The 20689-nt window shown below is 58.1% G+C and carries 25 protein-coding genes and 1 other RNA gene; 11 read left to right on the forward strand and 15 right to left on the reverse strand.

Features of this window, described 5'->3' with window-relative positions:
• Positions 1–106: 106 nt before the first annotated feature.
• Genes B7364_RS11810 through ftsE form a run of 5 tightly spaced genes read right to left on the reverse strand, consistent with a single transcriptional unit; the run spans position 107 to position 4298 of the window.
• Complete coding sequence (locus B7364_RS11810) at positions 107–1027, reverse strand: DUF2125 domain-containing protein (RefSeq protein WP_085340241.1); 921 nt, start codon at positions 1025–1027, stop codon at positions 107–109.
• Positions 1027–1944 carry a lysophospholipid acyltransferase family protein gene (locus tag B7364_RS11815; RefSeq protein WP_085340242.1) on the reverse strand — a complete coding sequence of 306 codons (918 nt, stop codon included), beginning with the start codon at positions 1942–1944 and terminating at the stop codon, positions 1027–1029. Before B7364_RS11815 ends, B7364_RS11810 begins: the two co-directional genes overlap by 1 nt.
• Positions 1941–2654, reverse strand: a complete 714-nt coding sequence (locus tag B7364_RS11820) for a YdcF family protein (protein ID WP_085340243.1) — start codon at positions 2652–2654, stop codon at positions 1941–1943. The genes B7364_RS11815 and B7364_RS11820 overlap by 4 nt, the downstream gene beginning before the upstream one ends.
• Before the next feature lies 1 nt (position 2655).
• Complete coding sequence (locus B7364_RS11825) at positions 2656–3567, reverse strand: cell division protein FtsX (protein ID WP_085340244.1); 912 nt, start codon at positions 3565–3567, stop codon at positions 2656–2658.
• Positions 3564–4298, reverse strand: coding sequence for a cell division ATP-binding protein FtsE (gene ftsE / locus B7364_RS11830; RefSeq protein ID WP_106407624.1), 735 nt, complete (start codon positions 4296–4298; stop codon positions 3564–3566). The genes B7364_RS11825 and ftsE overlap by 4 nt, the downstream gene beginning before the upstream one ends.
• 66 nt (positions 4299–4364) lie before the next feature.
• Between ftsE and B7364_RS11835 the strand changes: the two genes are divergently transcribed.
• Both B7364_RS11835 and B7364_RS11840 read left to right on the forward strand, forming a co-directional pair.
• Complete coding sequence (locus B7364_RS11835; RefSeq protein ID WP_085340245.1) at positions 4365–5228, forward strand: zinc-ribbon domain-containing protein; 864 nt, start codon at positions 4365–4367, stop codon at positions 5226–5228.
• A gap of 21 nt (positions 5229–5249) precedes the next feature.
• Positions 5250–5774 carry a phosphoribosyltransferase gene (locus B7364_RS11840; RefSeq protein ID WP_085340246.1) on the forward strand — a complete coding sequence of 175 codons (525 nt, stop codon included), beginning with the start codon at positions 5250–5252 and terminating at the stop codon, positions 5772–5774.
• Here B7364_RS11840 and B7364_RS11845 read toward each other — a convergent pair.
• The gene (locus tag B7364_RS11845) at positions 5764–6093 is read right to left on the reverse strand and encodes a hypothetical protein (protein ID WP_085340247.1); all 330 of its coding nucleotides are present in this window, start codon (positions 6091–6093) and stop codon (positions 5764–5766) included. The two genes, B7364_RS11840 and B7364_RS11845, sit on opposite strands and share 11 nt — an antisense overlap.
• Before the next feature lie 78 nt (positions 6094–6171).
• Positions 6172–6384: a hypothetical protein gene (locus B7364_RS11850; protein WP_085340248.1), complete on the reverse strand. Its 213-nt coding sequence runs from the start codon at positions 6382–6384 to the stop codon at positions 6172–6174.
• A gap of 184 nt (positions 6385–6568) precedes the next feature.
• Here B7364_RS11850 and B7364_RS11855 point away from each other — a divergent pair, with 184 nt between their 5' ends.
• The gene (locus tag B7364_RS11855) at positions 6569–7147 is read left to right on the forward strand and encodes a cob(I)yrinic acid a,c-diamide adenosyltransferase (protein WP_085340249.1); all 579 of its coding nucleotides are present in this window, start codon (positions 6569–6571) and stop codon (positions 7145–7147) included.
• A 22-nt stretch (positions 7148–7169) separates the two neighbouring features.
• On the opposite strand, the gene B7364_RS18265 is transcribed toward B7364_RS11855, so the two are convergent.
• Positions 7170–7976: an OmpA family protein gene (locus tag B7364_RS18265; protein WP_085340250.1), complete on the reverse strand. Its 807-nt coding sequence runs from the start codon at positions 7974–7976 to the stop codon at positions 7170–7172.
• Positions 7977–8189: 213 nt separating this feature from the next.
• Between B7364_RS18265 and hisS the strand changes: the two genes are divergently transcribed.
• Genes hisS through hisG form a run of 3 tightly spaced genes read left to right on the forward strand, consistent with a single transcriptional unit; the run spans position 8190 to position 11501 of the window.
• Positions 8190–9671, forward strand: coding sequence for a histidine--tRNA ligase (hisS, locus tag B7364_RS11865; protein ID WP_085340251.1), 1482 nt, complete (start codon positions 8190–8192; stop codon positions 9669–9671).
• Positions 9668–10801: an ATP phosphoribosyltransferase regulatory subunit gene (locus tag B7364_RS11870; protein WP_085340252.1), complete on the forward strand. Its 1134-nt coding sequence runs from the start codon at positions 9668–9670 to the stop codon at positions 10799–10801. The genes hisS and B7364_RS11870 overlap by 4 nt, the downstream gene beginning before the upstream one ends.
• 1 nt (position 10802) lies before the next feature.
• Positions 10803–11501, forward strand: coding sequence for an ATP phosphoribosyltransferase (hisG, locus tag B7364_RS11875; RefSeq protein ID WP_085340253.1), 699 nt, complete (start codon positions 10803–10805; stop codon positions 11499–11501).
• A 113-nt stretch (positions 11502–11614) separates the two neighbouring features.
• Here the strand turns inward: hisG and B7364_RS11880 are convergent, their stop codons facing one another.
• Both B7364_RS11880 and B7364_RS11885 read right to left on the reverse strand, forming a co-directional pair.
• Positions 11615–12085: a PaaI family thioesterase gene (locus B7364_RS11880; protein ID WP_157893668.1), complete on the reverse strand. Its 471-nt coding sequence runs from the start codon at positions 12083–12085 to the stop codon at positions 11615–11617.
• On the reverse strand, positions 12082–12558 hold the full coding sequence (locus tag B7364_RS11885; protein ID WP_085340255.1) for an SspB family protein: 477 nt from the start codon (positions 12556–12558) through the stop codon (positions 12082–12084). The genes B7364_RS11880 and B7364_RS11885 overlap by 4 nt, the downstream gene beginning before the upstream one ends.
• 379 nt (positions 12559–12937) lie before the next feature.
• On the opposite strand from B7364_RS11885, the gene B7364_RS11890 reads away from it, so the two are divergent.
• Positions 12938–13591 (forward strand): hypothetical protein, encoded by a 654-nt coding sequence (locus B7364_RS11890; protein ID WP_085340256.1) that lies wholly within the window; start codon positions 12938–12940, stop codon positions 13589–13591.
• A gap of 39 nt (positions 13592–13630) precedes the next feature.
• Here B7364_RS11890 and ssrA read toward each other — a convergent pair.
• The 3 genes from ssrA to B7364_RS11905 form a co-directional block, all read right to left on the reverse strand.
• Positions 13631–13986, reverse strand: a transfer-messenger RNA (tmRNA) gene (ssrA, locus tag B7364_RS11895).
• Positions 13987–13991: 5 nt separating this feature from the next.
• Complete coding sequence (locus B7364_RS11900; protein WP_085340257.1) at positions 13992–14909, reverse strand: alpha/beta fold hydrolase; 918 nt, start codon at positions 14907–14909, stop codon at positions 13992–13994.
• 1 nt (position 14910) lies between these two features.
• Positions 14911–15606 carry a YdhR family protein gene (locus tag B7364_RS11905; RefSeq protein WP_085340258.1) on the reverse strand — a complete coding sequence of 232 codons (696 nt, stop codon included), beginning with the start codon at positions 15604–15606 and terminating at the stop codon, positions 14911–14913.
• Positions 15607–15708: 102 nt separating this feature from the next.
• On the opposite strand from B7364_RS11905, the gene B7364_RS11910 reads away from it, so the two are divergent.
• Complete coding sequence (locus B7364_RS11910) at positions 15709–16599, forward strand: LysR family transcriptional regulator (RefSeq protein ID WP_085340259.1); 891 nt, start codon at positions 15709–15711, stop codon at positions 16597–16599.
• On the opposite strand, the gene B7364_RS11915 is transcribed toward B7364_RS11910, so the two are convergent.
• Positions 16596–17795, reverse strand: a complete 1200-nt coding sequence (locus tag B7364_RS11915) for an Mrp/NBP35 family ATP-binding protein (RefSeq protein WP_198534232.1) — start codon at positions 17793–17795, stop codon at positions 16596–16598. The genes B7364_RS11910 and B7364_RS11915 overlap by 4 nt on opposite strands.
• A 113-nt stretch (positions 17796–17908) precedes the next feature.
• Here B7364_RS11915 and hflK point away from each other — a divergent pair, with 113 nt between their 5' ends.
• Both hflK and hflC read left to right on the forward strand, forming a co-directional pair.
• Positions 17909–19105, forward strand: a complete 1197-nt coding sequence (gene hflK, locus B7364_RS11920) for an FtsH protease activity modulator HflK (protein ID WP_085340260.1) — start codon at positions 17909–17911, stop codon at positions 19103–19105.
• Positions 19102–19932, forward strand: coding sequence for a protease modulator HflC (gene hflC, locus B7364_RS11925; protein ID WP_085340261.1), 831 nt, complete (start codon positions 19102–19104; stop codon positions 19930–19932). The genes hflK and hflC overlap by 4 nt, the downstream gene beginning before the upstream one ends.
• A 139-nt stretch (positions 19933–20071) precedes the next feature.
• Here the strand turns inward: hflC and B7364_RS11930 are convergent, their stop codons facing one another.
• Positions 20072–20473, reverse strand: coding sequence for a F0F1 ATP synthase subunit epsilon (locus B7364_RS11930; RefSeq protein WP_085340262.1), 402 nt, complete (start codon positions 20471–20473; stop codon positions 20072–20074).
• Here B7364_RS11930 and B7364_RS18165 point away from each other — a divergent pair.
• Positions 20472–20669, forward strand: a complete 198-nt coding sequence (locus B7364_RS18165) for a hypothetical protein (protein ID WP_157893669.1) — start codon at positions 20472–20474, stop codon at positions 20667–20669. The two genes, B7364_RS11930 and B7364_RS18165, sit on opposite strands and share 2 nt — an antisense overlap.
• Positions 20670–20689 lie beyond the last annotated feature (20 nt).

Below are 20689 nucleotides of genomic sequence, written 5' to 3' on the forward strand. Positions count from 1 at the left end.
AGCGTTAGGGAGGGTGTCTTTAAAGTCGCAAGCGCTCGAAGTCAATTGAGAATGCTGATGTTCATGGCCCTTTATGGCACCTTGGGCGCAAGAAAATCCAGCAATGCTAGTCATAGGCCCTTGGCACCCGCGCAGCGCTAAGGCCTAAGAGCCGCGCTTGCCCGTCTTCGATGGTAATTTCAATCGGAGCCGATAGGGCAGGGACTGCCATCCCATTGGGCTTGAGCGCGCCTTGACCGCGAATCTCGCCTTGCCATTGCCCGTCTTGTGTTACCTGCAAGCGGCCAGTGCCCTGATCAAAGGAGAGGGGACCCCAGTTGATTTGCGCCGCCATAATGGTGAACGCACCCTGCGCCTTTGCCCACCCTTTGGTCGATTGCAATAAAGTCTGGCCTTGGCTGATCGGGCCGGTGATACGCAGCTTGTCGATTTTAGCGCCCAGAATCGCAGCGGGCCCCTCGGGTATAGCGCTCAGCTCCACGCCTTTAAGGTCGAGGGCAAAGGCAAGTCGATTGGCATCTTGGGGGTCTGCGATCAGATGGATGCCCCCCGCGCCGGTTCGCCACGGCTTAGGCCCAAGGCCCGAGGCATCGGCTGTCCCGGCCTGCAAGCCTTGAAACGTCACGGAAAACCGCGCCAATTGACCGTCCTTAAAGCGCAGACTGGCCTTGAGATCAGTCGCCCGCAGTGGCCGTAGGGGTCCGCCGGGCAATTTCAGCTTTGGCTCCAGCGCGCCTTCCAGTGCCCAGAGATTGAGGTTGAAGGGCGAGGCCGCGGCCACGAACCGAGAGGCTTCAAACACAAAGCCCGAGCGCGTCTGGACGCGCAGATCGGTAATTTCTGCTTCAAACCGATAGGGAAAGCCTTTGACCGCGATCGTCTCTTTCGGCAGGGTCGGCAAAGCTGCGGACACACGGTCTTTGAGGGTTAGGGCGGTTTGGCTCCAATAGACATAATAGCCCGCCAAAACGAGGGCACCTGTGGCTAAAGGAAGGATTAGGCCGAAGAGGGATTTGGACTTAGTCATTAATCGCCGCCACCGCCGCCACCGCCATCTCCGCCGCTGCTGCCACCATCGCTATCGGCCTGGTCCGCATCGACCCGATCTGAACCGCCATCCTGTTTGGCGGAAGATTTCGCGCTGGGTGACCCCGTATGCGTGCTGGCCATGATACTGAAGTCACCGCCCGAGGAATCGTCGCGCTTTGACGTGCGGGCTAAACCGTGTTTGCTCTGATGCTCGTCCAGCAAAGCCTGACTTGCTTCTTCAATTCGGCTTTCTAGCAATTCCATAAAGGGGCCGCGTTTCAGTCCGGGCGGGATGACGGGCAGAAACTCAAACACGACTTTACCGGGATAGCGCATAAAGCCCTTCGCAGGCCATGAAACGCCGGTATTCAACGCCAGGGGCACGCAAGGCACGCCCAGCATCATGTAAATGGCAGCCACGCCCGGCTTATAATCAGGCTCAGCCCCAATCATTTGGCGGGTGCCTTCGGGGAAGATAATCAAGGGGCGGCCTTGTTCAAACCGTTCTTTGGCTTGCGCCACCATGGCTTTGAGGGCGCTCATATGGCCGGAACGGTCGATGGCAATCAGCCCGGCCTTGCGGCAATACCAACCGAAAATCGGCAGGTTCAACAGCTCCTGCTTCAGCACATAGACCGGCATATGCGTGAAGAGGGTCGGGATGATTGTATCCAAGACGCTTTGGTGCTTTGCCGCAATCATAATCGGCCCTGCGGGCAAATGCTCTAGTCCGCGCACTTCATAAGTAATGCCCGCAATCCATTTCGCGCCAAAGCGCATGACTTTGGCCCAGACCTCCATGACGCGCGCACCACCCAGAGGGGACATAAATACATAAGGCGCGCCCAACGTGCCGACGATCAGCACGCTGCCCCATAACCACAGCATCAAGAGAAACGACCGGATAAAGGTCATGGCGTTTGTCCTTTGTGAAACAGGCTCATCTGTTTCAACGCAATTTCTGTATCGCCTTCTAAAAGCCCGCGCCCGATGGAGACAAGATATTTGCCATATTCCAAGGCTAAGGCCCGTGTTGGGCGTTCATTCTTCCACCAGTCGCCGTCAAATTCACGCGTGGTCTGCACAGGGTAGGGGATCAGAACCACATCTGGAATAGCGCGGCGCATCTCAAACAGGCTGCGTGGCATATGATAGGCGTCTGTGATCACCACCAGGGTTTTGATGTCATGGACACGCACCCAGATCGCGGCCTCTTCGGCATTGCCAATCGTGTCGGTCGCCCGACGACCCATGTCGATACAGCAAGCATAGGTTTCTTCTGCGCCACCGGCTACCGCGCGCACTTCCTGCGCCGTGGTGATCCGATTGACCCCTGAGATGAGAAGGCGCGGCACCGCTTTGCTTTCAACCAGTTTAACCCCGGCAATCAGCCTCTGGTCAGAGCCACCCGTCAAAGCCGCAGCCCCATCGGCACGCAGCGGCTGGGTGGGGGTCTTGAGCGAGGTGACATGATCGCCAAAGCGGATAAAGCCGATCAGAAGCGCCAAGCCGCCAAGCAGGCTTAGGACAAAGATCAGGCGCGAAATGAGGGTGGAGGAGCGCACAACCGTGCCCGATGGGCGGTGCAGCCCCCGTTCACGTGTCTTACGCCAGAGCCATGCCATCTCACACCAAATCCCTCAGAGTTGCCCGCGCCGCGAAATCGGCTGCAATCGCGCTCGCGCAGGCAGTTACCAAAGGTGCGACCAGCAAGATCCACAAATCGGTCCAATTCAACAAGGGCGCGCCGCTGGTGAAATCGGATGCCCCAAAAGCAAAGACGGTTGAACCAATCAAGGCGATCACGCCGGCTGCATTGGCCCCCAAAAGGCCCGCAACAAATCCCAGCCGCAAGAAGCGGATTTGAACCTCGCGCGCGACAAAGGAATCCTTTGCGCCTACCAGATGGAGGATATTGACCGCTTCCCGTCGTGTCTCAAGCGCCGCGCGGGCAGCAAAGGCAATGGTGGCAATCGCGGCCACAACCAGCGAGACTAAGGCCATGATGGCCACAATCCGCACCACCGTCGATGTGCGCAAGACTTCGCCTGTAAAGCGGCTATGGTCATCCACCACGATGGTAAAGCCCGCCGTTTTCAGGGCTTTCTCAATATCGGCTTTCACATTGGTTTGGCCCGCAACTACCCCCACTTCGATCAGACGGGGGACCGGCAGTGCGTCCAGCGTCGCCCCCATATCGGTGCCATAATTTCGCAAGAGTTCCTTGGCCCGTTCTCGGCTCATGGCTTCGCTGCGCGTCACACCTTGGATGCGGCCGACAATTTGGGCAGCCCGCGAAAGGTCTTCATCGGTGCGAGGACTTTGAACCACCACGCTCATCGCGCTTTTCAGATCGCTCGTCCACGTATTGGCGGCGCGGAAGCCAGCCGAAGCGCCCAGGCCCGCCAAACATCCCAGAGCGCACATGATGGAAACCACGATGGTTAGGGGCCGTACTTGGCGCGAATCCGCGGGCAATAGCGCGCGATCCGACTCGCGGCTAATCAGTCTCCACAGCGATTTAAGCCGTTCAATCATCGCTTGGCCTTTGGTGCTTGCTCAAGATTGGGTGCTTGGGTCAATTCGCCAGCCTCTAGTCTCAAAACAGGGGCCCCCGAACGTCGCACCAAGTCAAGATCATGGGTCGCGATCACCACGGTCGCACCCAGCTTATGCAGCTCGATGAACAAACGAATGATCCGGGCGCCCATATCCGGGTCAACGTTGCCCGTCGGCTCGTCGGCGATCAAAAGGGAAGGCTTGCCCACCACAGCGCGCGCGATAGCAACCCGCTGTTGTTCCCCACCCGATAAAGTCTCTGGCAAGGCATCAATCCGCCCACCTAAGCCAACCCAACGCAACAAATCATCCACATCTTCTGCATAATCGGCCAAAGGTACGTCGCGTACCCGAAACGGCATGGCGACATTATCAAAGACGGACAAATGCGGCAGCAGGCGGAAGTCTTGAAACACCACGCCAATCTTGCGTCGCAGCATGGGTAAATCGTCGCGGCTGGCGCTGCCAACATCCACACCAAACAGATTGGCGCGTCCTTGGCTGGGGCGCAGCGCCAAGTACATCAGCTTCAGCAAGGTCGACTTGCCAGCCCCCGATGGCCCCGTCAAAAAGTAGAAACCACCGCTTTCCAGCTCAAACGACACATTGCGTAACGCTTGCGTGCCGGAGCCATAGGTGACGCCGACCTTATTAAAGCGGACGATGGGTCCACCTTCGCGATAGCCAGGGGTGCGAGTTTTTTCATTCATGAGTAGACTCTGACAGCGAATAAGCGCTTTTTTATGGTTGCGCTAGCCGGGTGATTCGTCTCTTTCATGCTACTCACATGCCCTCAATGTTCTGCGAAGTACAATGTCGCTGATGGTGCGATTCCGCCATCGGGGCGCACTGTCCGCTGTGCGGCATGTGGAAACTCGTGGCGGGCCATGCCAGAAGGGGCCATTGGCTATCCAACAACCACACCAAGACCCCCCAGTGCGGCTGAAGTAAAGAAGGCCGGATTGCTGGCAAAACTGGGGCTTGGCAGCAATAAAGCCAAGCGTGGCAAGCTGGAGCCGCATGAATTGGCGCGTCAAAAGGCGTTGAACCAAATCAAGACCACCCACCGATTAGCTGCGACCATTCCGTGGGCCATCAGCTTTAGTCTCTTGATCGGGATATTGTGGGCTGCAGCTCTGTATCGGTCAGACATTGTGCGGGCTTGGCCCAAATCGGCAACGGCCTTTGCGGCGGTTGGTCTGCCAGCCAATCTTTATGGTGTGGATATACGCGACATCACAATCATTTCATCTGCCGATGAGAAGGGGCCCAAGATTGAAGTGAAAGGTGTGCTTCAATCGCTCTCGCGTTCGCCGGAATTCATTCCCTATCTCAAAGTCTCCTTGGTCGATTCAAAAGGCCTAGAGCGTTTGTCCTGGATGGTGGATCCCGGGATCGAAAGCTTGGGCCCCGGCAAGTCGCATCGATTTGTCAGTTCGCGCTCCAACCCCGTACGCGGCAGCCTGAAAGCGGTCATCACCTTTGCTGATCCCCCGCGTAAGGGCCCAAGGCCTAAACCAGAGCCGCCCATGGGGAAGTCTGGCTTGATGGGGGCAGAGCCTGCAGCCCCGGCCAAGCCCGCCGCTGTTCCAATGGTTGACCATGGCGAAGGCCATGACGCCCCTGTGGCGGCACGTTAAGAAAGAAAAGAGGCGGGACCCGTGACGTCACATTTGGATATTTTGGTTTCCGCGCATGAAATCGACAGCCGTATTCAAGAGCTGACGGGCCAGATTGCTGGCCGGTTGGACGACGATGCCGTAGTGGTCGGCTTGTTGCAGGGTGCATTTGTTTTCATGGCAGATGTGGTCCGCGGTTTGGCCCGGCACGGCAAAACCCCGCGCACGGACTTTCTGTGGCTTTCAAGCTATGGCGACGGGCATGAAAGTGGGGGCCGCATCAATGTCTTGGCGGATTTGCAGAAACCTATCGCCGGGCGGCAAGTGCTGATCGTCGATGATGTTTATGATACGGGCCGCACGATCCTGTTTGCCAAATCCTATCTGGCGTCTAAGGGTGCGCGTGAGGTTTTAACCTGTTTGCTTGCGCGCAAACCTTTGGCAGCAGAGCTGCCTGCCCCCGACTATCTGGGCTTTGACCTGCCAGACCGCTTCTTGGTCGGCTATGGTTTGGATGATGCGGGCAGGGGCCGCGGCCTTCCCGATATTTGTGCGGTTAAGACTTAGGGTCATTCGGGTCCGTCTGGAGACGGGCGAGGATTTGTTTCCAGCGTACCGCTACCCAAATGAGAGACCAAGCATTGCCTAAGAAGACAATGGGCAGGGCCCAAAAAAGCCGGGTCTTCATGTCGCGCTCAATCACCCAAACCGCAAGCCCATAGAGCACAAAGCCGAGATAGAGGTCAAAAAGCGATACCCGACCCCACGGCATGGCCGTGATGGCCCCAAACTCTGCCGCAAAGTCACCGCGCACACTGGCCCAGCCGATCAGCGCCGTAAAAGCCACAGCCAACACAATCAGGATCAAACGAATAGGATGGGTCATGCGTGCTGATTTAGCACGATTGCGCCGAAGTTCGAGGTGTCTTTGCTTTTGGGGGAGGATGCTAAGTGAGCCAGACGCTCAAGCCTCTTTCTGCCGCTTTGCGTAGTTTCGCCCGAGCCAGAGGACTAAGCGCCTAAAGAAGAGACTTAAGCTTTCGAACAACACCGCAAACACAAACCCGCCCGATAGGATGATCGCCAATTGGCGGCCATCGAGCGGACCACACACCACCAAATAATATATCAAAGTGGCCAATGAGAAGCCTATGAATGAGGTGATGAAGCTTTTCATATCAAACCCCAACCGCTTCAACCCCCGCTATTCATTTAAATCTACACCACCACTTTAGATCGAATATCTTTACCGTTCAAGCTGGGCTGGCCAGCGCGCCCTTCCCGCAAAATAGCAGCTTCGTGCTTTGGCAGGAAAGCTTCGGACCTATAGTAAGGCTTTAGACAGAGACATAGGATGAAGCATGGTCACGCTGAATAAGATTTACACGCGCACCGGCGATAAGGGCACCACCAGCCTTGCGACAGGCGAGACTGTGCCAAAATTTGATGCCCGGGTTGAGGCCTATGGTGCCGTGGACGAGGCTAATACCGCCATTGGTGTAGCGCGCCTACACTGCGCGGCAGATGGGGAACTCGACGCGATTTTGGGCCGCATCCAAAATGATTTGTTTGATCTGGGTGCCGATTTGGCGACGCCCGAACGCGGTAAGCCCTTGGGCTGGGATGCCTTGCGCATCCTGCCCAATCAAGTGACGCGGCTTGAAAACGAAATCGATGCGATGAACGCGGCCATTCCAGCCCTTGATTCCTTCATCCTGCCTGGTGGGACTGCTTTGTCGGCCTATCTGCATGTCGCCCGCACCATCACCCGGCGGGCAGAGCGGCAAGTCGCAGCGCTTATGCAGACCGAAGGCGAAGTCGTCTCCGATGCAGTGCTGCACTATCTCAACCGCCTGTCCGACTTATTGTTCGTGGCGGGCCGTCGCGCCAATGCCAATGGGGCAGAGGATGTAAAATGGGTGCCGGGGCTGACGCGCTAAACCCGGCGCTGCGGTAAAGGCCCTATTGGGCGACATCTTCAACGATTTTGAACTCAATCCGGCGATTCTTGGCATCGGCCTCGGCATTGCCGCGGGCATCCTTGGGCTGGGTTTCGCCATAACCTGACACGCCCAAAAGGCTTGCCGGTACGGACTTGGACACCAGATAATCTGCGACCGACTGCGCGCGCCGCTCTGACAGCGCTTGGTTAGCGGTGGCATCGCCACGCGCATCTGTATGCCCGCCCAATTCCACCCGATAGGTCTCGCAACGCTTAGCCACCGCTGCCAAGGCATCGAGCAAGGGCTTTGACTCCTCCGCCAGCACCGCACTGCCTGAGCCAAAATTGATCACCCGCCCCTCCAGCAGTGTGTCATAGGCGGTTTGGCAGGCTTTCGCATCGGGCGCGGCACCCATGGTAGAGGCGGCATCTGGCGCATCGGCTAGGGCTTGGCCCGCCAAAGTAATCGCATTTTCCAGCGCGAGGACAACGCCCACATGGCTTGGATCCTTCAAAACGGCCTGTTTCACCACCTCAAAAGCCCGCGTGCGATCATCTGCCTCCTGCGTATCGCCAGAGATGGTCAAAACCCCAGACTCAAAGGTCACTTCGGCAAAGGACAGTTTCTCTTCATCCAGCGCCAAACGGGCAAGGTTGCGCCAATCGGTCTTTTTCGGCGCTTCGGCTTCTGCGGGTTTGTCGGGCATGGCGGGCTTGAGCGGGCCGGTGAGCGACAGACCAGTTGCTGCCAGTGCCGCAAAAATCGCAACGGCCACACCTGTTCCCGATGCAAGGGCTTTCCGGCGGCGTCGCGACTTTTCGCTCATTACGCAATCTTTCTCTGATGAGCTCGCTCTTGCGGCTGAAAACAGACGTTAGAGGGTTTGTCTAACCCTGCTTTTTCCGAGTGTCACCTTGATTCCTGTATCAAAACACCGTGTGCATTTTGGGATGGCGCAGTGAAATCAGGCAGATTGATTGCCGCCCGCCTCATGTCGCGATAAACACCGCCTCCAACTTTTCTCCCACCGGGCCTCACGATGACCGAAACCAAACAAAATGCGCCGAGCCGTCCGCTCGCTCGCTCGCCGCGCGGCTTTATCGACCGCCGGGCAGATGCCCTATTGGCAGAGCGCAGCGTCGTGGAAAAAGTCCTGCGCGTCTATGAAACCTGGGGCTATGAGCGCTTAGAGACCCCCAGTTTTGAATATGCCGATGCGCTGGGTAAATTCCTGCCAGATCAAGATCGTCCCAATGAAGGCGTGTTCGCGCTGGAGGATGATGACGGCCAATGGATGAGTTTGCGCTATGATTTAACCGCGCCTTTGGCCCGCTTTGCCGCCCAAAACTGGGATAGTTTACCCAAGCCGTTTCGCCGTTGTGCCGCAGGGCCTGTCTGGCGCAATGAAAAGCCCGGCCCCGGTCGCTATCGCGAATTCTGGCAATGTGACGCCGATTGCGTCGGCTCTGCAAGGCCCGAAGCCGATGCTGAAGCCATTGCCATGGGAGCAGCCGCTGTGGAGGCCGCTGGCGTGCCGCGCGGGCTCTATGTCGTCAATGTCTCAAACCGCAAACTGCTTGACGGGCTTTTGGCCAAGATTGGCGTCGACGTGGCTGATACCACCACGCGTCTGGGCGTGCTGCGGGCCGTCGATAAGCTCGATCGCTTAGGCCCCGAAGGGGTAGAGCTTTTGTTGGGCGCAGGCCGCAAGGATGAGTCGGGCGATTTCACCAAGGGCGCAGGGCTTGGGGCCAATGCCATCGGCCAAGTCATGGCCTTTACCTCCACCCGTAAAGCAACCCGCTTAGAGACTTTAGCCGCCCTCGAAGCGGTGGTGGGCGATACGGCGCTGGGAGCAGAAGGTGTGGCAGAGCTTGGGGCAATTGATGCGACCTTGCGCGCGCTTGATGTTTTCGAAGATCGCGCCTTCTTTGATCCGGCCATTGTGCGTGGCCTTGAATATTATACCGGCCCTGTGTTTGAAGCCGAACTTCTGACCGAAACCTTGGATGAGAAGGGCAATAAGGTTCGCTTTGGCTCTATCGGGTCTGGTGGTCGCTATGATGATTTGGTGATGCGCTTCCGGGGCGAACGGGCACCCGCAACCGGCTTCTCTCTGGGCGTGTCCCGCTTGGTTGCGGCCTTGTCGGCCTCAGGTCGTCCGCCAGAAGCGGCCCAAGGCCCGGTCGTCATCCTCGCCCTCGATAGCGAGGCGATGGCAGGCTATATGCAAATGGCCGGTGAGCTGCGCGCCGCCGGCATTGCCGCAGAAGTCTATCTCGGCAGTTCTGGCATGAAAGCACAGATGAAATATGCCGACCGCCGTAAAGCCCCCGTCGTGGTGATGGAAGGCAGCCAAGAGCGTGAAGCCGGCAAAGTGACCTTAAAGGACCTCAATCTGGGGGCGCAATTGGCCCAATCGATTGTTTCGAACGAGGCCTGGCGGCGCGAGCGTCCCGCCCAAGTGGAAGTCCCGCGCACCCAACTGGTCCAAGCCGTGCAGGACATGCTAAAGCCATGAACCAAGAGACGGGTCCTAAAATGCAGGCCGCTTGGGCTGCCTTAAAGGCTCGGGGCGGGCAAGAGGTGGCGTTGCCAACCCTATTGCCTGCGGCTTTGGTGCTGGAATTGGCTGGCGAAGACGTGCGCCCACGTCTTTATTTTGCATCAGGGCCAGATGGGGCGGAATTATGCTTGCGCGCCGATTTAACCATTCCTGCCGCGTTGAACTATGTCCAAAATGCCACCGCCGATAACGAACCTGTGGCGTGGGTATGCGAGGGTAAGGTGTTTCGGGCGCCCAAGGTCGGCGAAGACCGCGCCCCCGAATTCGTGCAGATCGGCTTGGAACGCTTCGGCGATGGCGACCGGATTGAAGCCGATGTGACCGTCTTCCTTGCCGCCTGGGAAGCCTGCCAAGCGGCTGGCGAGCACCATCTTTATGTGCGCCTTTGCGATGGCGGTTTGTTGCCGCACATCATCGCTAAGGCTGATCTGCCCGATCCGTGGAACAGCGCGTTAGGCGAAGTGGCCAGCCATCAAAGCGCGCTGAAGCGCGTGCTGGCCCAAGCCAGTGGCAGCGCACCAAGCCGCCAAATCAGCGCCCTTGAGCGCACGATTGCCGAACTTGACCCTGAGCGCGCCCGCAGCACGGTCGCAGAGGTGCTGACGCTCGCCAATCTGTCGCTGCCCGGTAATCGGCAGTTAAGCCATGTCGCCGACCGCTTGGCGGCACGGGCCAAGCGCGCCATTGCCAAACCCCTTGCGCCCGAATTGGCCGAAACCTTAACCAAGCTCATTCAGCTCCATAGCCAAGGTTCGCTCGCCGCTAGTTTGGATGAATGCGTCGTTTTGGCGGGGAAGCTGGGCGTTGATCTCATGGATTGGCGCCAAGCCTGGACCTTGCGGCTAGACCGGATTCAGCAGGAAGCCCCCGAGGCCTTGGCCCATGCCCATTTTGAGGCCTTAAGCCCGGAAGCCTTTGACTATTACGATGGCATGGCCTTTGACTTTGCGGCAGACCCCAGCTTTGCGCGGCCTGTGGCGACCGGTGGGCGCTATGACACCTTGGTGGGCGAGATTTCCTCTGGCACACGTCAGGCGCGGGCCGTTGGCTGCGTGATCCGCCCCGCGCGATTTGGAGGACGGTAAGATGGCACGCCTCATCTTGGCGCTACCCTCCAAAGGTCGCCTGAAAGAACAATGCGAAGCTTGGCTTGCCAAAAAAGGCCTCGTCCTGCGCCAAACGGGCGGCGAACGCGGCTATAGCGCGACGCTGGATGGGTTTGACGATATCCAAATCCGCTTGGCCTCGGCCAGCGAAATCGGCAAAGCCTTGCTTGCGGGGGATATTCACCTCGGCATTACGGGTGAAGACATTGTGCGCGAGGCGGCCAGCGATGTCGATACGCGCTTGAGCATCGAAGCGCGCCTTGGCTTTGGCCGCGCCGATGTGGTGGTGGCGGTGCCCAATGGCTGGATCGATGTCGAGACCATGGCAGACCTCGCCGAAGTCGCCACCGATATGCGTCGCCAAACCGGGCGGCGGTTCCGCATCGCAACGAAATTTACCCGCCTCACAGCTCAATTCATGCGTGACCATCATGTCGCCGATCACCGCATCGTCGACAGCGCCGGCGCAACAGAAGGTGCGCCGGCTGCAGGCATTGCCGAAGCCATTGTCGACATCACCACATCCGGGGCCACCTTAACCGCCAATGCCCTGAAAATCCTCGATGACGGCGTGATCTTGAAAAGCGAGTCCTGCCTGATGAAGTCCAAGCTTGCCGACTGGACCGAGGCAACCAACGCCACCGCTGCCCTCCTCTTCAAGCGGTTGGATTTGGCTTAGACATGCACGTTGAGCCGTAGGGTGCAGTCCTGCTGGCCTAGACCAACCCCGTAAGCTTAAAATGACTATGGGGCATTCCAAGGATGGAAAGCACCCTACCGCGCGAACTTGGCTTAACCGTCAGCCCGTGGGTGTCGGGCGGGTAAAGGGGTAGGTACCACGGTTGAGGTGGCGCGGGCGACGAGTTTGCCGTCGGCATCAAACAAATCGGCCTCTAAAAAGGCGGCCTTATTGCCCCATTTAACCACGCGGCCTTCGGCTTCCACAGGGCCAGCTAGGCAGGGACGCAGGAAGGTGGTTTTGAGTTCTAAGGTAGGGACCGCATAGGCCATTTGCCCGGCAACAATGCCCGCAATCGCCATGGCTTCATCCAGCATCGCCGTGACAAAACCCCCTTGCAGCGCGCCGCGCGGATTGCACCACGCCGCTTGGCCGACCATTTTGATCCGCACTTTTCCGGCAGCCTGATCAATCGAGAGGACTTCTAAGCCCAAAGTGTCCGAGCAGGCGGGGCGGAATTTGGCTTGGGTAAATTTTGCCAGAACTTCCGCATCGCTGCGGGCTGGGCGGGCCGCTTCGCTCACTTCTTGCGCCGGAATGCATCGAGGCTGACGACAGCGCCCGTGCTGGGCGCTTTGACGACAGTATCTTCGACTTCGGTTTCCAACACATCATCATCCAAATCCGCGTCGGGCGAGAGATCGTCCACCACGTCAAACGGTAAGGCAAAGCGCACCGATGGGTCATAGAAGCGGGTGATGGCTGCAAACGGAATCACGATGCGTTGCGGCACCCCACCAAAATGCAAGGTGATGGCAAAGAAATCGTCGCGCACTTCCAGACCTTCATATTGGTGCTGGATCACAATGGTCATCTCGTCGGGATATTTTGCCGCCAAATATTGTGCGACTTGCACACCGCGCGCCCGGGTGCGGAAGCTGATGTAGAAATGGTGGTCTGCAGGCAGGCCTGTCAGCGCGACTTTGATCGCGTCGCGCACGACGCCGCGAAGGGCGTCTTGGGTTAGTTTCGCATAGCCGATGAGGTCTTCCGACATCTGGCCCGTCTCCTGCAGTTTGCCACTTTTGGCGTTATCATTATGCGAGTCTTCTTAATCCCGCTTTCGCCTGTGCGCAATCGACTTCGGTGTCCAAGCGAACCCTAGCACCCATGGGGCGAGTGGGGTATCGCTTGGGTCAGACGCGGTGGATTTTGACGGCCGAAAAGATCTTTGAATGTGTGATGAGGCATTCTGTAAAAACCCTCGAAATTATCGATCAAATTCAATGGTCTATAATATTTGAAAATGAGTGATTTATGGTCACCATGGGTAATATTTTGCTAAATTTACCCGTTGGTTACCGTTTCGGATAAGTTTGCTCACTTGAGCGTGCGTAATTTTCATCAGCAGAGCGGATTTGGAGATTGCGGGCTCGATGTTGATTCAAGGTGATGCCGGTCCCAATTCGGCTGGACTGACGGCTCTCAAAAGAAGGCTTTCGGCGGTCAAAGTGCATGTGGTGCCCCGACAGCCCCTTGTGTGGGCGCGACCTGGCCGCTGTTATTGGAATGTGAGCGATTGTGTCGCCCAATCTGGCGGGCGGCTTCGATTCGGCTGGTTGGTCATTGAGATCAAAGCCCTAGCCTTGCTGGCCTGGCACCATGCCGTTTGGGAACAGGCTGACGGCCAGTGGCTCGACATCACCCCCCATAGTCTGACCGGTTGGGAGGCGGGAATGACGGTCTTCCTAGAGGACCCAAAACAGACCTATGATCTGTCCTGGCCGCCTGCGCAGATTCAACATTTCGAGCCCTTGGTGGCAGATCCGCGCTTAGATGCCTTTATCCAGGCCTATCAGACCCAATTCGGATTGCAGCGCGCCTATCTTGAGAAACAGCGCGCAATCGCTGGGCTCGCGTTTGACGTGGTGCACATGCGTTTGCATGCCCATGACCCCGTAAGTGGAGCGATGCTGCAAGCGCTTGAAGGGATTTGGAAGCCTCGGATCGAGGCCGCCGATCAGCGCCGCGCGGTTTTGTTGGAAGCCCTACACGTCTGCCAAAGCGAGCTTACCTGCCAAATGGCCTGACGCGCGCCTTAGGTTTTCCTCTGGTCCTGCTTGAAAAGTGGAGGGGGTTGCTGTTGCCGGGCCCCCCTCCGTGCCCCGCCCTCAGCCGTAGCCGGGGGACTTAGTCGGATGTCAATCAGACCGCATTACGCAGCCAAACGGACGTCCTGTGCAAAGTTATCGTTTGCATTTGTGAAAATGGGCGGTTGACGTAGCCCACGCGGGTAAAAGTAACGTCTTTACACATCCGTCGATCCTGATCGGCCCCACACTCGCGTCGATACCCGCAGAGAGTTTGGTGGAGCCGCGGGGAATCGCACCCCGGTCCGGCCTGCTTATTTCACGCACGTTTATCACCATAGTCCGGCGAACCGGACCCCATTAGTATAAGCCCTCTTTCTGGTGATGGGAAGGGTGCCGTTCAATCCACCCTCTCGCCGCGTTGAAGCCAGGCCCGAAGGTCGCGACACACGCGCTCTGGGTCTTCCAATTCGGGCGTATGGCCAAGGTCTGGATAGCCGATGTAATCAACGCGCTCGGCCAAGCGACGCGGTCCTTCGGCATTTTCTTTGGGATGGCTGCGATCAGCCTCTCCCCAAAAAGCCAAGAGAGGCTGCTTGGGTTTGTCCAGCGCAATGCTTGGGTCCATATAGAGCTGATAGGCGCTGGCCAGCGACCACATAGCCCCATGGTCGAACGATCGGCACGCACAGGCGACAAGTTCGTCCAGCATGTCTTTCCGACCAACAGACAGGCGATACCAATCGGGCATGCGCTGAGAGGCCAGTTGTTTCATGACCATTTGGCCAAGGAAGGGGCGGGCTAAGATACCTTTGGGGTCACGCCCGGCTTTCCACACCGCAAAGGCGGCCACATCGCCGGCTTGTAGCAAGGCGAGGCGGGATACCAGTTCGGGTCGCCGGCATGCCAAATCAATCGCGCACAGGCTGGCCACGCAGGAAAAGGCGAGGATGGCACCTTCCCCAGCTACATCCTTCAAAAAGCGGGCGACATCATCATTGGTCTTGTAAAAATCAAACCGATAGGATGGATCAACCGCGCTAAACCCCATGGCCGGTAGTTCGAAAATCACGACGCGAAAATGCGGGCTGAACGCGTCTAACAGTGCGTCATAATTCTCCAAGGTCATCGGCGGGTCGGCTGAGAAGACCAGCGTCGGCCCACGCCCCCGGACCCGATAGCGATACTGGGTGAGCGGTGTGGAATAAAAGCCGATCTCTGGCGAGGTATAGGCCGCCCAACCAGAGCGAAAAGTGGTCATTTTACGACGGCCACCCCAGGTATCGAGCTTGGCTCCAAGTTCGCGTAACGCCTTCATGCTAGTGCTTCTCTGCTTTGTCAGACTGGATCAGGGTGACTGGCGCTTTCAGGAAGGTAACAACCCCGTCATGGCCATATTTTTTGGTCACACGGGCGTGCCAAGCCGGGCCGAAATGGGCCTCTGCACTGGCCTGATCTTCCCACAAATAAATGCCGCCGAAGCTACGATCAGCCCCTTGGGTGAAGTATTTGTAGATCAGATGCGGCGTCGTCGCATAGGTTGGGACGGCGTCCTTCAGGCCCTTTTTGATCCGCGCATCGCTGGCATACCAAGGCGCTTTGACTTCCACGATGGTCGCAACATTGGCTTCGGACGGGGTGGCTTGCGACGCGCCAGCGGTGACCGCGGGAACAGAGAAATAGACAGGGCTGGCCTTGACGCCATAGGTCTTTTGAACCCGTTCCAGCCAGGCGGCGTTGAAATGGGCTTTTGCGGCAGCTTCGGTCTCAAACAAGTAAAGGCCGCCAAAGCCTGTTTGGGTGTAGGTGAAATATTTGCGCTCAAGACCCGGCACTTGGGCATAGACAGGAATCGCGCGGGTGAATTCGGCGTTCAGGCGCGCATCTGTGACCCCTGCGGGCCGGGTAATGGAGACATAGACAGCGACCTTGCCTTTGGCTTCTTCTGCAGGTGCCTTGAGGGGGGCCAAGCCAAACAAGCTGCCGAGGGCCAATAAAGAGACGATCCGTTTCATCTTGAACTTCCTTTCAACGCGGCGGGTGGTGCCCGTTGGTTCCAGATAGAACTTGACCGATCGGTCAAGCTAGGCCTAAAATTGGAAAATGGATTTTCAAAAATGATAAGTGAGCAGGCGATCGACTGGGAGGCGATCCGGTGTTTTGTGGCCGTCGCGCGCCGTGGTTCGCTGTCTGAAGCTGCCGAAGAATTGGCCATGTCGATCCCGACGATGAGTCGGCGCATCGATCAGTTGGAGGCGCAACTTGGCCTTCGCCTCGTGCACCGTGGACCGCGCGGCGCGCGCCTGACAGAGGCGGGGCAGGCAATCCTGCAAGTGGCAGAGCCCGGTGCCCGCCAATTGAGCCAGATTGCCCGGCGGGCCCGCGCCCTACAGGAAGGGCCCAATCTGCCCGCCGTGCGTATTTCGGCGACCGAGTCTGTGATTGCCGATGTCCTCGCCCCACGCTTGGCAGATTTACGGGCGCTCGACCCGTCAATCTCGATTGACCTCGAAGTCTCCAACGACATCGCCAATCTGAATGCGGGGCGCACGGATATGGCGATCCGCATGGTGCGCCCGGTGGAAGAGACGTTGATGGCGCGCCGCTTGCCCGTGATCCGGCTGGGTCTGTTTGCCGCGCACGGCTATCTTCAGGGCCGCGACCCAGACCGCTTGGTCTTGTCTGAGGAGCATCTGATCTGGCTGGACCGGCAATATGGCGAGATTGCTGAAAACGTCTGGCTGAAGGGGCAGGGCTTGGAGGCCAGCATTCGCTTTTCCTCCTCCAGCGTGCGCGCCCTCCTCAATGCGGCGGTCGAAGGTGTGGGCATTGCGCCCTTGCCCGTCCATGCCGCGCGCAAAGCGGGGCTGATTGAAGTGCCCCACCGCCCGATGCCAGAGCGCCAACCCTGGCTGGTCTTCCACCGCGACACCAAGGCCAATGCCCGCTTGCAGGTGGTCCGCGACTGGATTGTCACCTGTTTCAAGCAAGAAATTGCGGCGTCTTAGGCCTCAAAGCGGATGATAGGGGGTGGCTTGATCTCTTGGTGCAGCAAGCCGTCATAAATGTGGGCGGCCATGGATAAAAAGGCATTGGCCGTTTCGCTGCCGGGGGCCGCCACAACATAAGGCAAACCGCCATCGCCACTTTGTCGAATACCCACCTCTAAGGGGATTTCGCCGAGGAATGGTAGGCCCAAAGTCTCTGCCGTCCGCTTGGCACCGCCTTCGCCAAAGACATAGAGGCGGCTGCCATCCTGCTGGGTCAGCCACGCCATATTCTCAATCACGCCCAGAACGGGCACATGGGTTTTGGCAAACATGCCCGCACCGCGCCGCACATCGGCTAAAGCCACTTCTTGCGGCGTTGAAACGATGACAGCCCCATTCAATGGCACCCGCTGGGCCAGCGCCAATTGCGCATCGCCCGTGCCTGGCGGGGTGTCCATCACCAAAACGTCCAACGGCTCATCAGCTGTGCCCCAGGTCACATCTTCCAGCAATTGCCGGATCGCACTGGTGACGATGGGGCCACGCCAAATCATCGGCGAATCCCCATCTACCAAATAGCCAATCGACATGGTCTTGAGGCCATAGGCCAAGACGGGCAAAAGCTTTTTGTCCTCACCCACTTCGGGTTCAACCTCCACAGTTCCCAACATGGTTGGAATGGAAGGCCCGTAAATGTCGACATCCAAGAGGCCAACCCGCAAGCCGAGAGCAGATAAGGCGGCGGCCAGATTGACCGCCACGGTTGACTTTCCGACTCCACCTTTTGCGGACGCCACAGCCAGAATGGACGTGATACCCGCAATGCCCGCCTTGACCGGTGGGGCTTGCGCACTGCCTTGGGCCAGAGCCGCGTCGGTTAGTCGTGCACCCTTGCGTACACGTTGTTGCCCCGCAGGTGGGGCCTCTGTTTCGGCTGGATTTTGCGCAGGCCCGATATGGGCGGTTAATACCACAGTGACCTTTCCAGCGCCGGGCAAACCCTGGATGGCCGCACTTGCCGCCTGTTGCCACTGACTAGCTGCACTTTCTTCACCTTTTGGCACTGAAATTGTTGCGAGCACGTCCCCCCCATCCGAGACGCGGACATCCTCAATAAGCCCTTTATAAACAATGCTTAAGCCGTCTGGCGCGCGGATGGTATCGAGAATTTTTAACACATCCTCGCGTTTGAGTGATCGTTTGATTCCAAACACCTTCTTGATCCCTTTAGCTGAGCACGCACATAAGGGACTGTAACGCCCGCTTGCAAGTCTTTGGCATGTGCCTTGGCCTAGGTTTAGCGGCTTTGGAATGGAAACACGTCTATATGCCTTGGAATGATAACTCGTCTGGCGGCGGTGGTGGCCCGTGGGGTCCCAGTGGTGGATCGAATGGTAATCAGCAGGGCGGTGGCTCTGGCCCAAAAAATCCTTGGGGCAGCGGTCCTAACCAGCCTCCACGTCGTCCGGGTGCATCCGGCGAAAGTGGCAATCTGGATGAATTGGCCAAGCGCGTCGAAGATCGCTTGAAAAGCGTTCTGGGCGGTGGCGGTGGCGGCGGCGGCCTGAAGGGCGGCGGCGGTGGCAGCGGTGAGCCCATCCAGTTTGATAAACGCACCCTTGGTGCCATTGCCCTTGTCGCAGTATTGGGCTGGGCTGCAACCGGCGTCTATGTGGTGGATGCGGGTGAAGAGGCTGTGATCCAGCGCTTTGGCAAATATGTTTACACGGTAGAACAGGGCCTGCAGTTCCATTTGCCAGCCCCGATTGAGACGCGTCAGATCGTCGATGTGCAAAATGCACGCTCGTTGACCGTTGGCGGTGGCTCAGAAGCTGGGGCCAATGACGGCTTGATGCTGACAGCGGATGAAAACATCGTCGATGTTGGGTTCCAAGTTTGGTGGCGTGTTGAAAACTCACGCGATTATTTGTTCCAAGTCGCCCATGGGCCTGAGGGCCGGGGCAGTGCGGAAGAGACTGTTCGTGCCGTTGCCGAATCGGCCATGCGCGAAGTCGCTGGTAAGTCGCAGCGCGAGCAAGTGCTTTCAACCGGCCGTGCGCAAGTAGAAGCCCAAACGCGTGACCTGATTCAGCGCACCTTGAACGAATATAAGGCGGGCATCCGCATTACGCAGGTCAATTTGACCAAGGCGGAGCCCCCTGCGGCCGTGAACGACGCATTCCGTGAAGTGGCTGCAGCCAGCCAAGAAGCGGAAACCAAGATCAACCAAGCCCGTGCCTACCGAAATGCGGTGGTTCCCCAAGCACAAGGTGAGGCGGCGCGCTTCAACCAATTGTATCAGGAATATAAGCTCGCCCCAGATGTGACGCGTCAGCGGCTCTATCTTGAAACCATGGAGCGGGTTTATGAGCGGGCCAACAAAGTCTTGCTCGACTCCGGCCGCGCCGGGGCCAGCCCAATGGTGGTCCTGCCACCAGAACTCTTGCGGGGCGCAGCCGGCACGGCTGCTGCTCCTGCTGCGCCAGCCGCGCAAAATGCAAATCCACAGGGAGTTGTCCGATGAACGCGCGTACCCTTCCAATTCTGGGTGGTTTAGCCTTTGGCGCCTTTGTCTTGGCCAATGCGTCCTTGTTCACCGTTAGCGAGACGCAACAAGCCATTACCTTGCAATTTGGTCAGCCCAAGAATTTCTTCAACGTCGATGGAACAAGTCCAGGCTTGAAGGTCATGATCCCCTTTGTTCAACAGCGGGAGATTTATGATCGTCGAATCCTCGATCTGGCACCCTCGGGCAAAAGCGAAGTTGTGACGGCTGACCAAGAGCGTCTGGAAGTGGATAGTTTTGCACGCTGGCGCATCGTTGATCCGCTGCGCTTCTATCAGGCCGTCCGCACCGAGGGCCGTGCGCGTGATCGCTTGACCAGCTTGCTAGAGGCGTCTCTGCGCCGCGTTTTGGGTTCGGCGCAATCGACCGACATTATCTCCGGTCGCCGTTCCGCCTTGATGAACTCCATTCGGGCTGAGATGAACCGGGAAGCGGCGGCTTTGGGTATTCAGGTCGTGGACGTGAAGATTCGGGCAGCAGATCTGCCGCCCGCCAACCAAGAGCGTGTGTTTGAACGCATGCGGTCAGAGCGTCAGCAGGCCGCTGCCAGTGTGCGGGCTGCCGGTGATCGCCAAGCGCAAGAGATTCGCGGTGGTGCAGACCGGGAACGGGCAAAGATTATTGCAGACAGCTATAATCAAGACCCAGGCTTTGCGGCCTTCTATCGCTCCATGCAGGCGTATGAGAAGGCTTTGCCAGCTGGCACCACAATTGTGACCACGCCTGACAGCGACTTCTTCCGCTTCTTCAAGAGCCGCGGTGGTGGCGGCGGCGGCGAACAATAAGGTCAGCCATGAACAGCACGTACCCTCCCTCGTGTATCGGGGGAGGGGTCTGGCTTGGCTTTCGCCGCGTTCACGCAAGATGGCGCAAGCCCGCTTCCAGCGGGATCTAAAGAATCCAAATTATCGGAAAAAGTAAGGCTTAGGCCGCGGCGCGGATGGCTTCGAGACGGGCCAGTTTGCGCTCAGCTGCGGCCTTCACATCAGCATCCTTGGCGTCGCGCACGTCTTCGCGCGCATTTTGCAGGTCTTTTTCAAGGCCGGCTGCATCCACTTGCGCCAAGTCTACGGCATCTTCTGCCAGAATGGTCAAGCCTTGCGGCGTGACGTCGGCAAAGCCGCCACCTACGAAAATCTTACGCTCGCTCGCCCCATCAAGAATGCGGATTGCACCTTGTTGGATCACCGTCATGAACGGTGCATGCTGGCTCAAAACGCCAAACTGTCCATCCACGCCAGGCACCACAACTTGATCGACTTCACCCGAATAAAGGGCGCGCTCAGGGGAGACCAAAGAAAAGTGAAGTTTGCCGGTGGTGGCCATGGATATGCTCGCTGATTGCGGGAAGAAATTGGTTGCGCAGCGTTTAGCATTTGAGCGCCCAGCATGCAAAGCACTGCAACAGTCGGTCTATCACCTCGCCGTGATCAAAAATGTTCCGTGCAGTGGGTCATCCATTTCTGTTACCGCTGCGTTAGCGGGGCGCATCGTAGGCAAGGTCGATACCGGGCGCACCTGATACAGGAGAGGGAACAAGAG

Origin of the sequence: Aquidulcibacter paucihalophilus, from assembly GCF_002105465.1 — a bacterium.
GTDB classification, from domain to species: Bacteria; Pseudomonadota; Alphaproteobacteria; order Caulobacterales; family Aquidulcibacteraceae; genus Aquidulcibacter; species Aquidulcibacter paucihalophilus.

What these genes read in the sequence shown, in the direction of transcription:
- B7364_RS11810 (WP_085340241.1), bottom strand. Translation starts at nt 1,027, where the DNA reads ATGACTAAGTCCAAATCCCTCTTCGGCCTAATCCTTCCTTTAGCCACA.
- B7364_RS11815 (WP_085340242.1), bottom strand. Translation starts at nt 1,944, where the DNA reads ATGACCTTTATCCGGTCGTTTCTCTTGATGCTGTGGTTATGGGGCAGC.
- B7364_RS11820 (WP_085340243.1), bottom strand. Translation starts at nt 2,654, where the DNA reads ATGGCATGGCTCTGGCGTAAGACACGTGAACGGGGGCTGCACCGCCCA.
- B7364_RS11825 (WP_085340244.1), bottom strand. Translation starts at nt 3,567, where the DNA reads ATGATTGAACGGCTTAAATCGCTGTGGAGACTGATTAGCCGCGAGTCG.
- ftsE (WP_106407624.1), bottom strand. Translation starts at nt 4,298, where the DNA reads ATGAATGAAAAAACTCGCACCCCTGGCTATCGCGAAGGTGGACCCATC.
- B7364_RS11835 (WP_085340245.1), top strand. Translation starts at nt 4,365, where the DNA reads ATGCTACTCACATGCCCTCAATGTTCTGCGAAGTACAATGTCGCTGAT.
- B7364_RS11845 (WP_085340247.1), bottom strand. Translation starts at nt 6,093, where the DNA reads ATGACCCATCCTATTCGTTTGATCCTGATTGTGTTGGCTGTGGCTTTT.
- B7364_RS11850 (WP_085340248.1), bottom strand. Translation starts at nt 6,384, where the DNA reads ATGAAAAGCTTCATCACCTCATTCATAGGCTTCTCATTGGCCACTTTG.
- B7364_RS11855 (WP_085340249.1), top strand. Translation starts at nt 6,569, where the DNA reads ATGGTCACGCTGAATAAGATTTACACGCGCACCGGCGATAAGGGCACC.
- B7364_RS18265 (WP_085340250.1), bottom strand. Translation starts at nt 7,976, where the DNA reads ATGAGCGAAAAGTCGCGACGCCGCCGGAAAGCCCTTGCATCGGGAACA.
- hisS (WP_085340251.1), top strand. Translation starts at nt 8,190, where the DNA reads ATGACCGAAACCAAACAAAATGCGCCGAGCCGTCCGCTCGCTCGCTCG.
- B7364_RS11870 (WP_085340252.1), top strand. Translation starts at nt 9,668, where the DNA reads ATGAACCAAGAGACGGGTCCTAAAATGCAGGCCGCTTGGGCTGCCTTA.
- hisG (WP_085340253.1), top strand. Translation starts at nt 10,803, where the DNA reads ATGGCACGCCTCATCTTGGCGCTACCCTCCAAAGGTCGCCTGAAAGAA.
- B7364_RS11885 (WP_085340255.1), bottom strand. Translation starts at nt 12,558, where the DNA reads ATGTCGGAAGACCTCATCGGCTATGCGAAACTAACCCAAGACGCCCTT.
- B7364_RS11890 (WP_085340256.1), top strand. Translation starts at nt 12,938, where the DNA reads ATGTTGATTCAAGGTGATGCCGGTCCCAATTCGGCTGGACTGACGGCT.
- B7364_RS11900 (WP_085340257.1), bottom strand. Translation starts at nt 14,909, where the DNA reads ATGAAGGCGTTACGCGAACTTGGAGCCAAGCTCGATACCTGGGGTGGC.
- B7364_RS11905 (WP_085340258.1), bottom strand. Translation starts at nt 15,606, where the DNA reads ATGAAACGGATCGTCTCTTTATTGGCCCTCGGCAGCTTGTTTGGCTTG.
- B7364_RS11910 (WP_085340259.1), top strand. Translation starts at nt 15,709, where the DNA reads ATGATAAGTGAGCAGGCGATCGACTGGGAGGCGATCCGGTGTTTTGTG.
- hflK (WP_085340260.1), top strand. Translation starts at nt 17,909, where the DNA reads ATGCCTTGGAATGATAACTCGTCTGGCGGCGGTGGTGGCCCGTGGGGT.
- hflC (WP_085340261.1), top strand. Translation starts at nt 19,102, where the DNA reads ATGAACGCGCGTACCCTTCCAATTCTGGGTGGTTTAGCCTTTGGCGCC.
- B7364_RS18165 (WP_157893669.1), top strand. Translation starts at nt 20,472, where the DNA reads ATGGATATGCTCGCTGATTGCGGGAAGAAATTGGTTGCGCAGCGTTTA.
- B7364_RS11930 (WP_085340262.1), bottom strand. Translation starts at nt 20,473, where the DNA reads ATGGCCACCACCGGCAAACTTCACTTTTCTTTGGTCTCCCCTGAGCGC.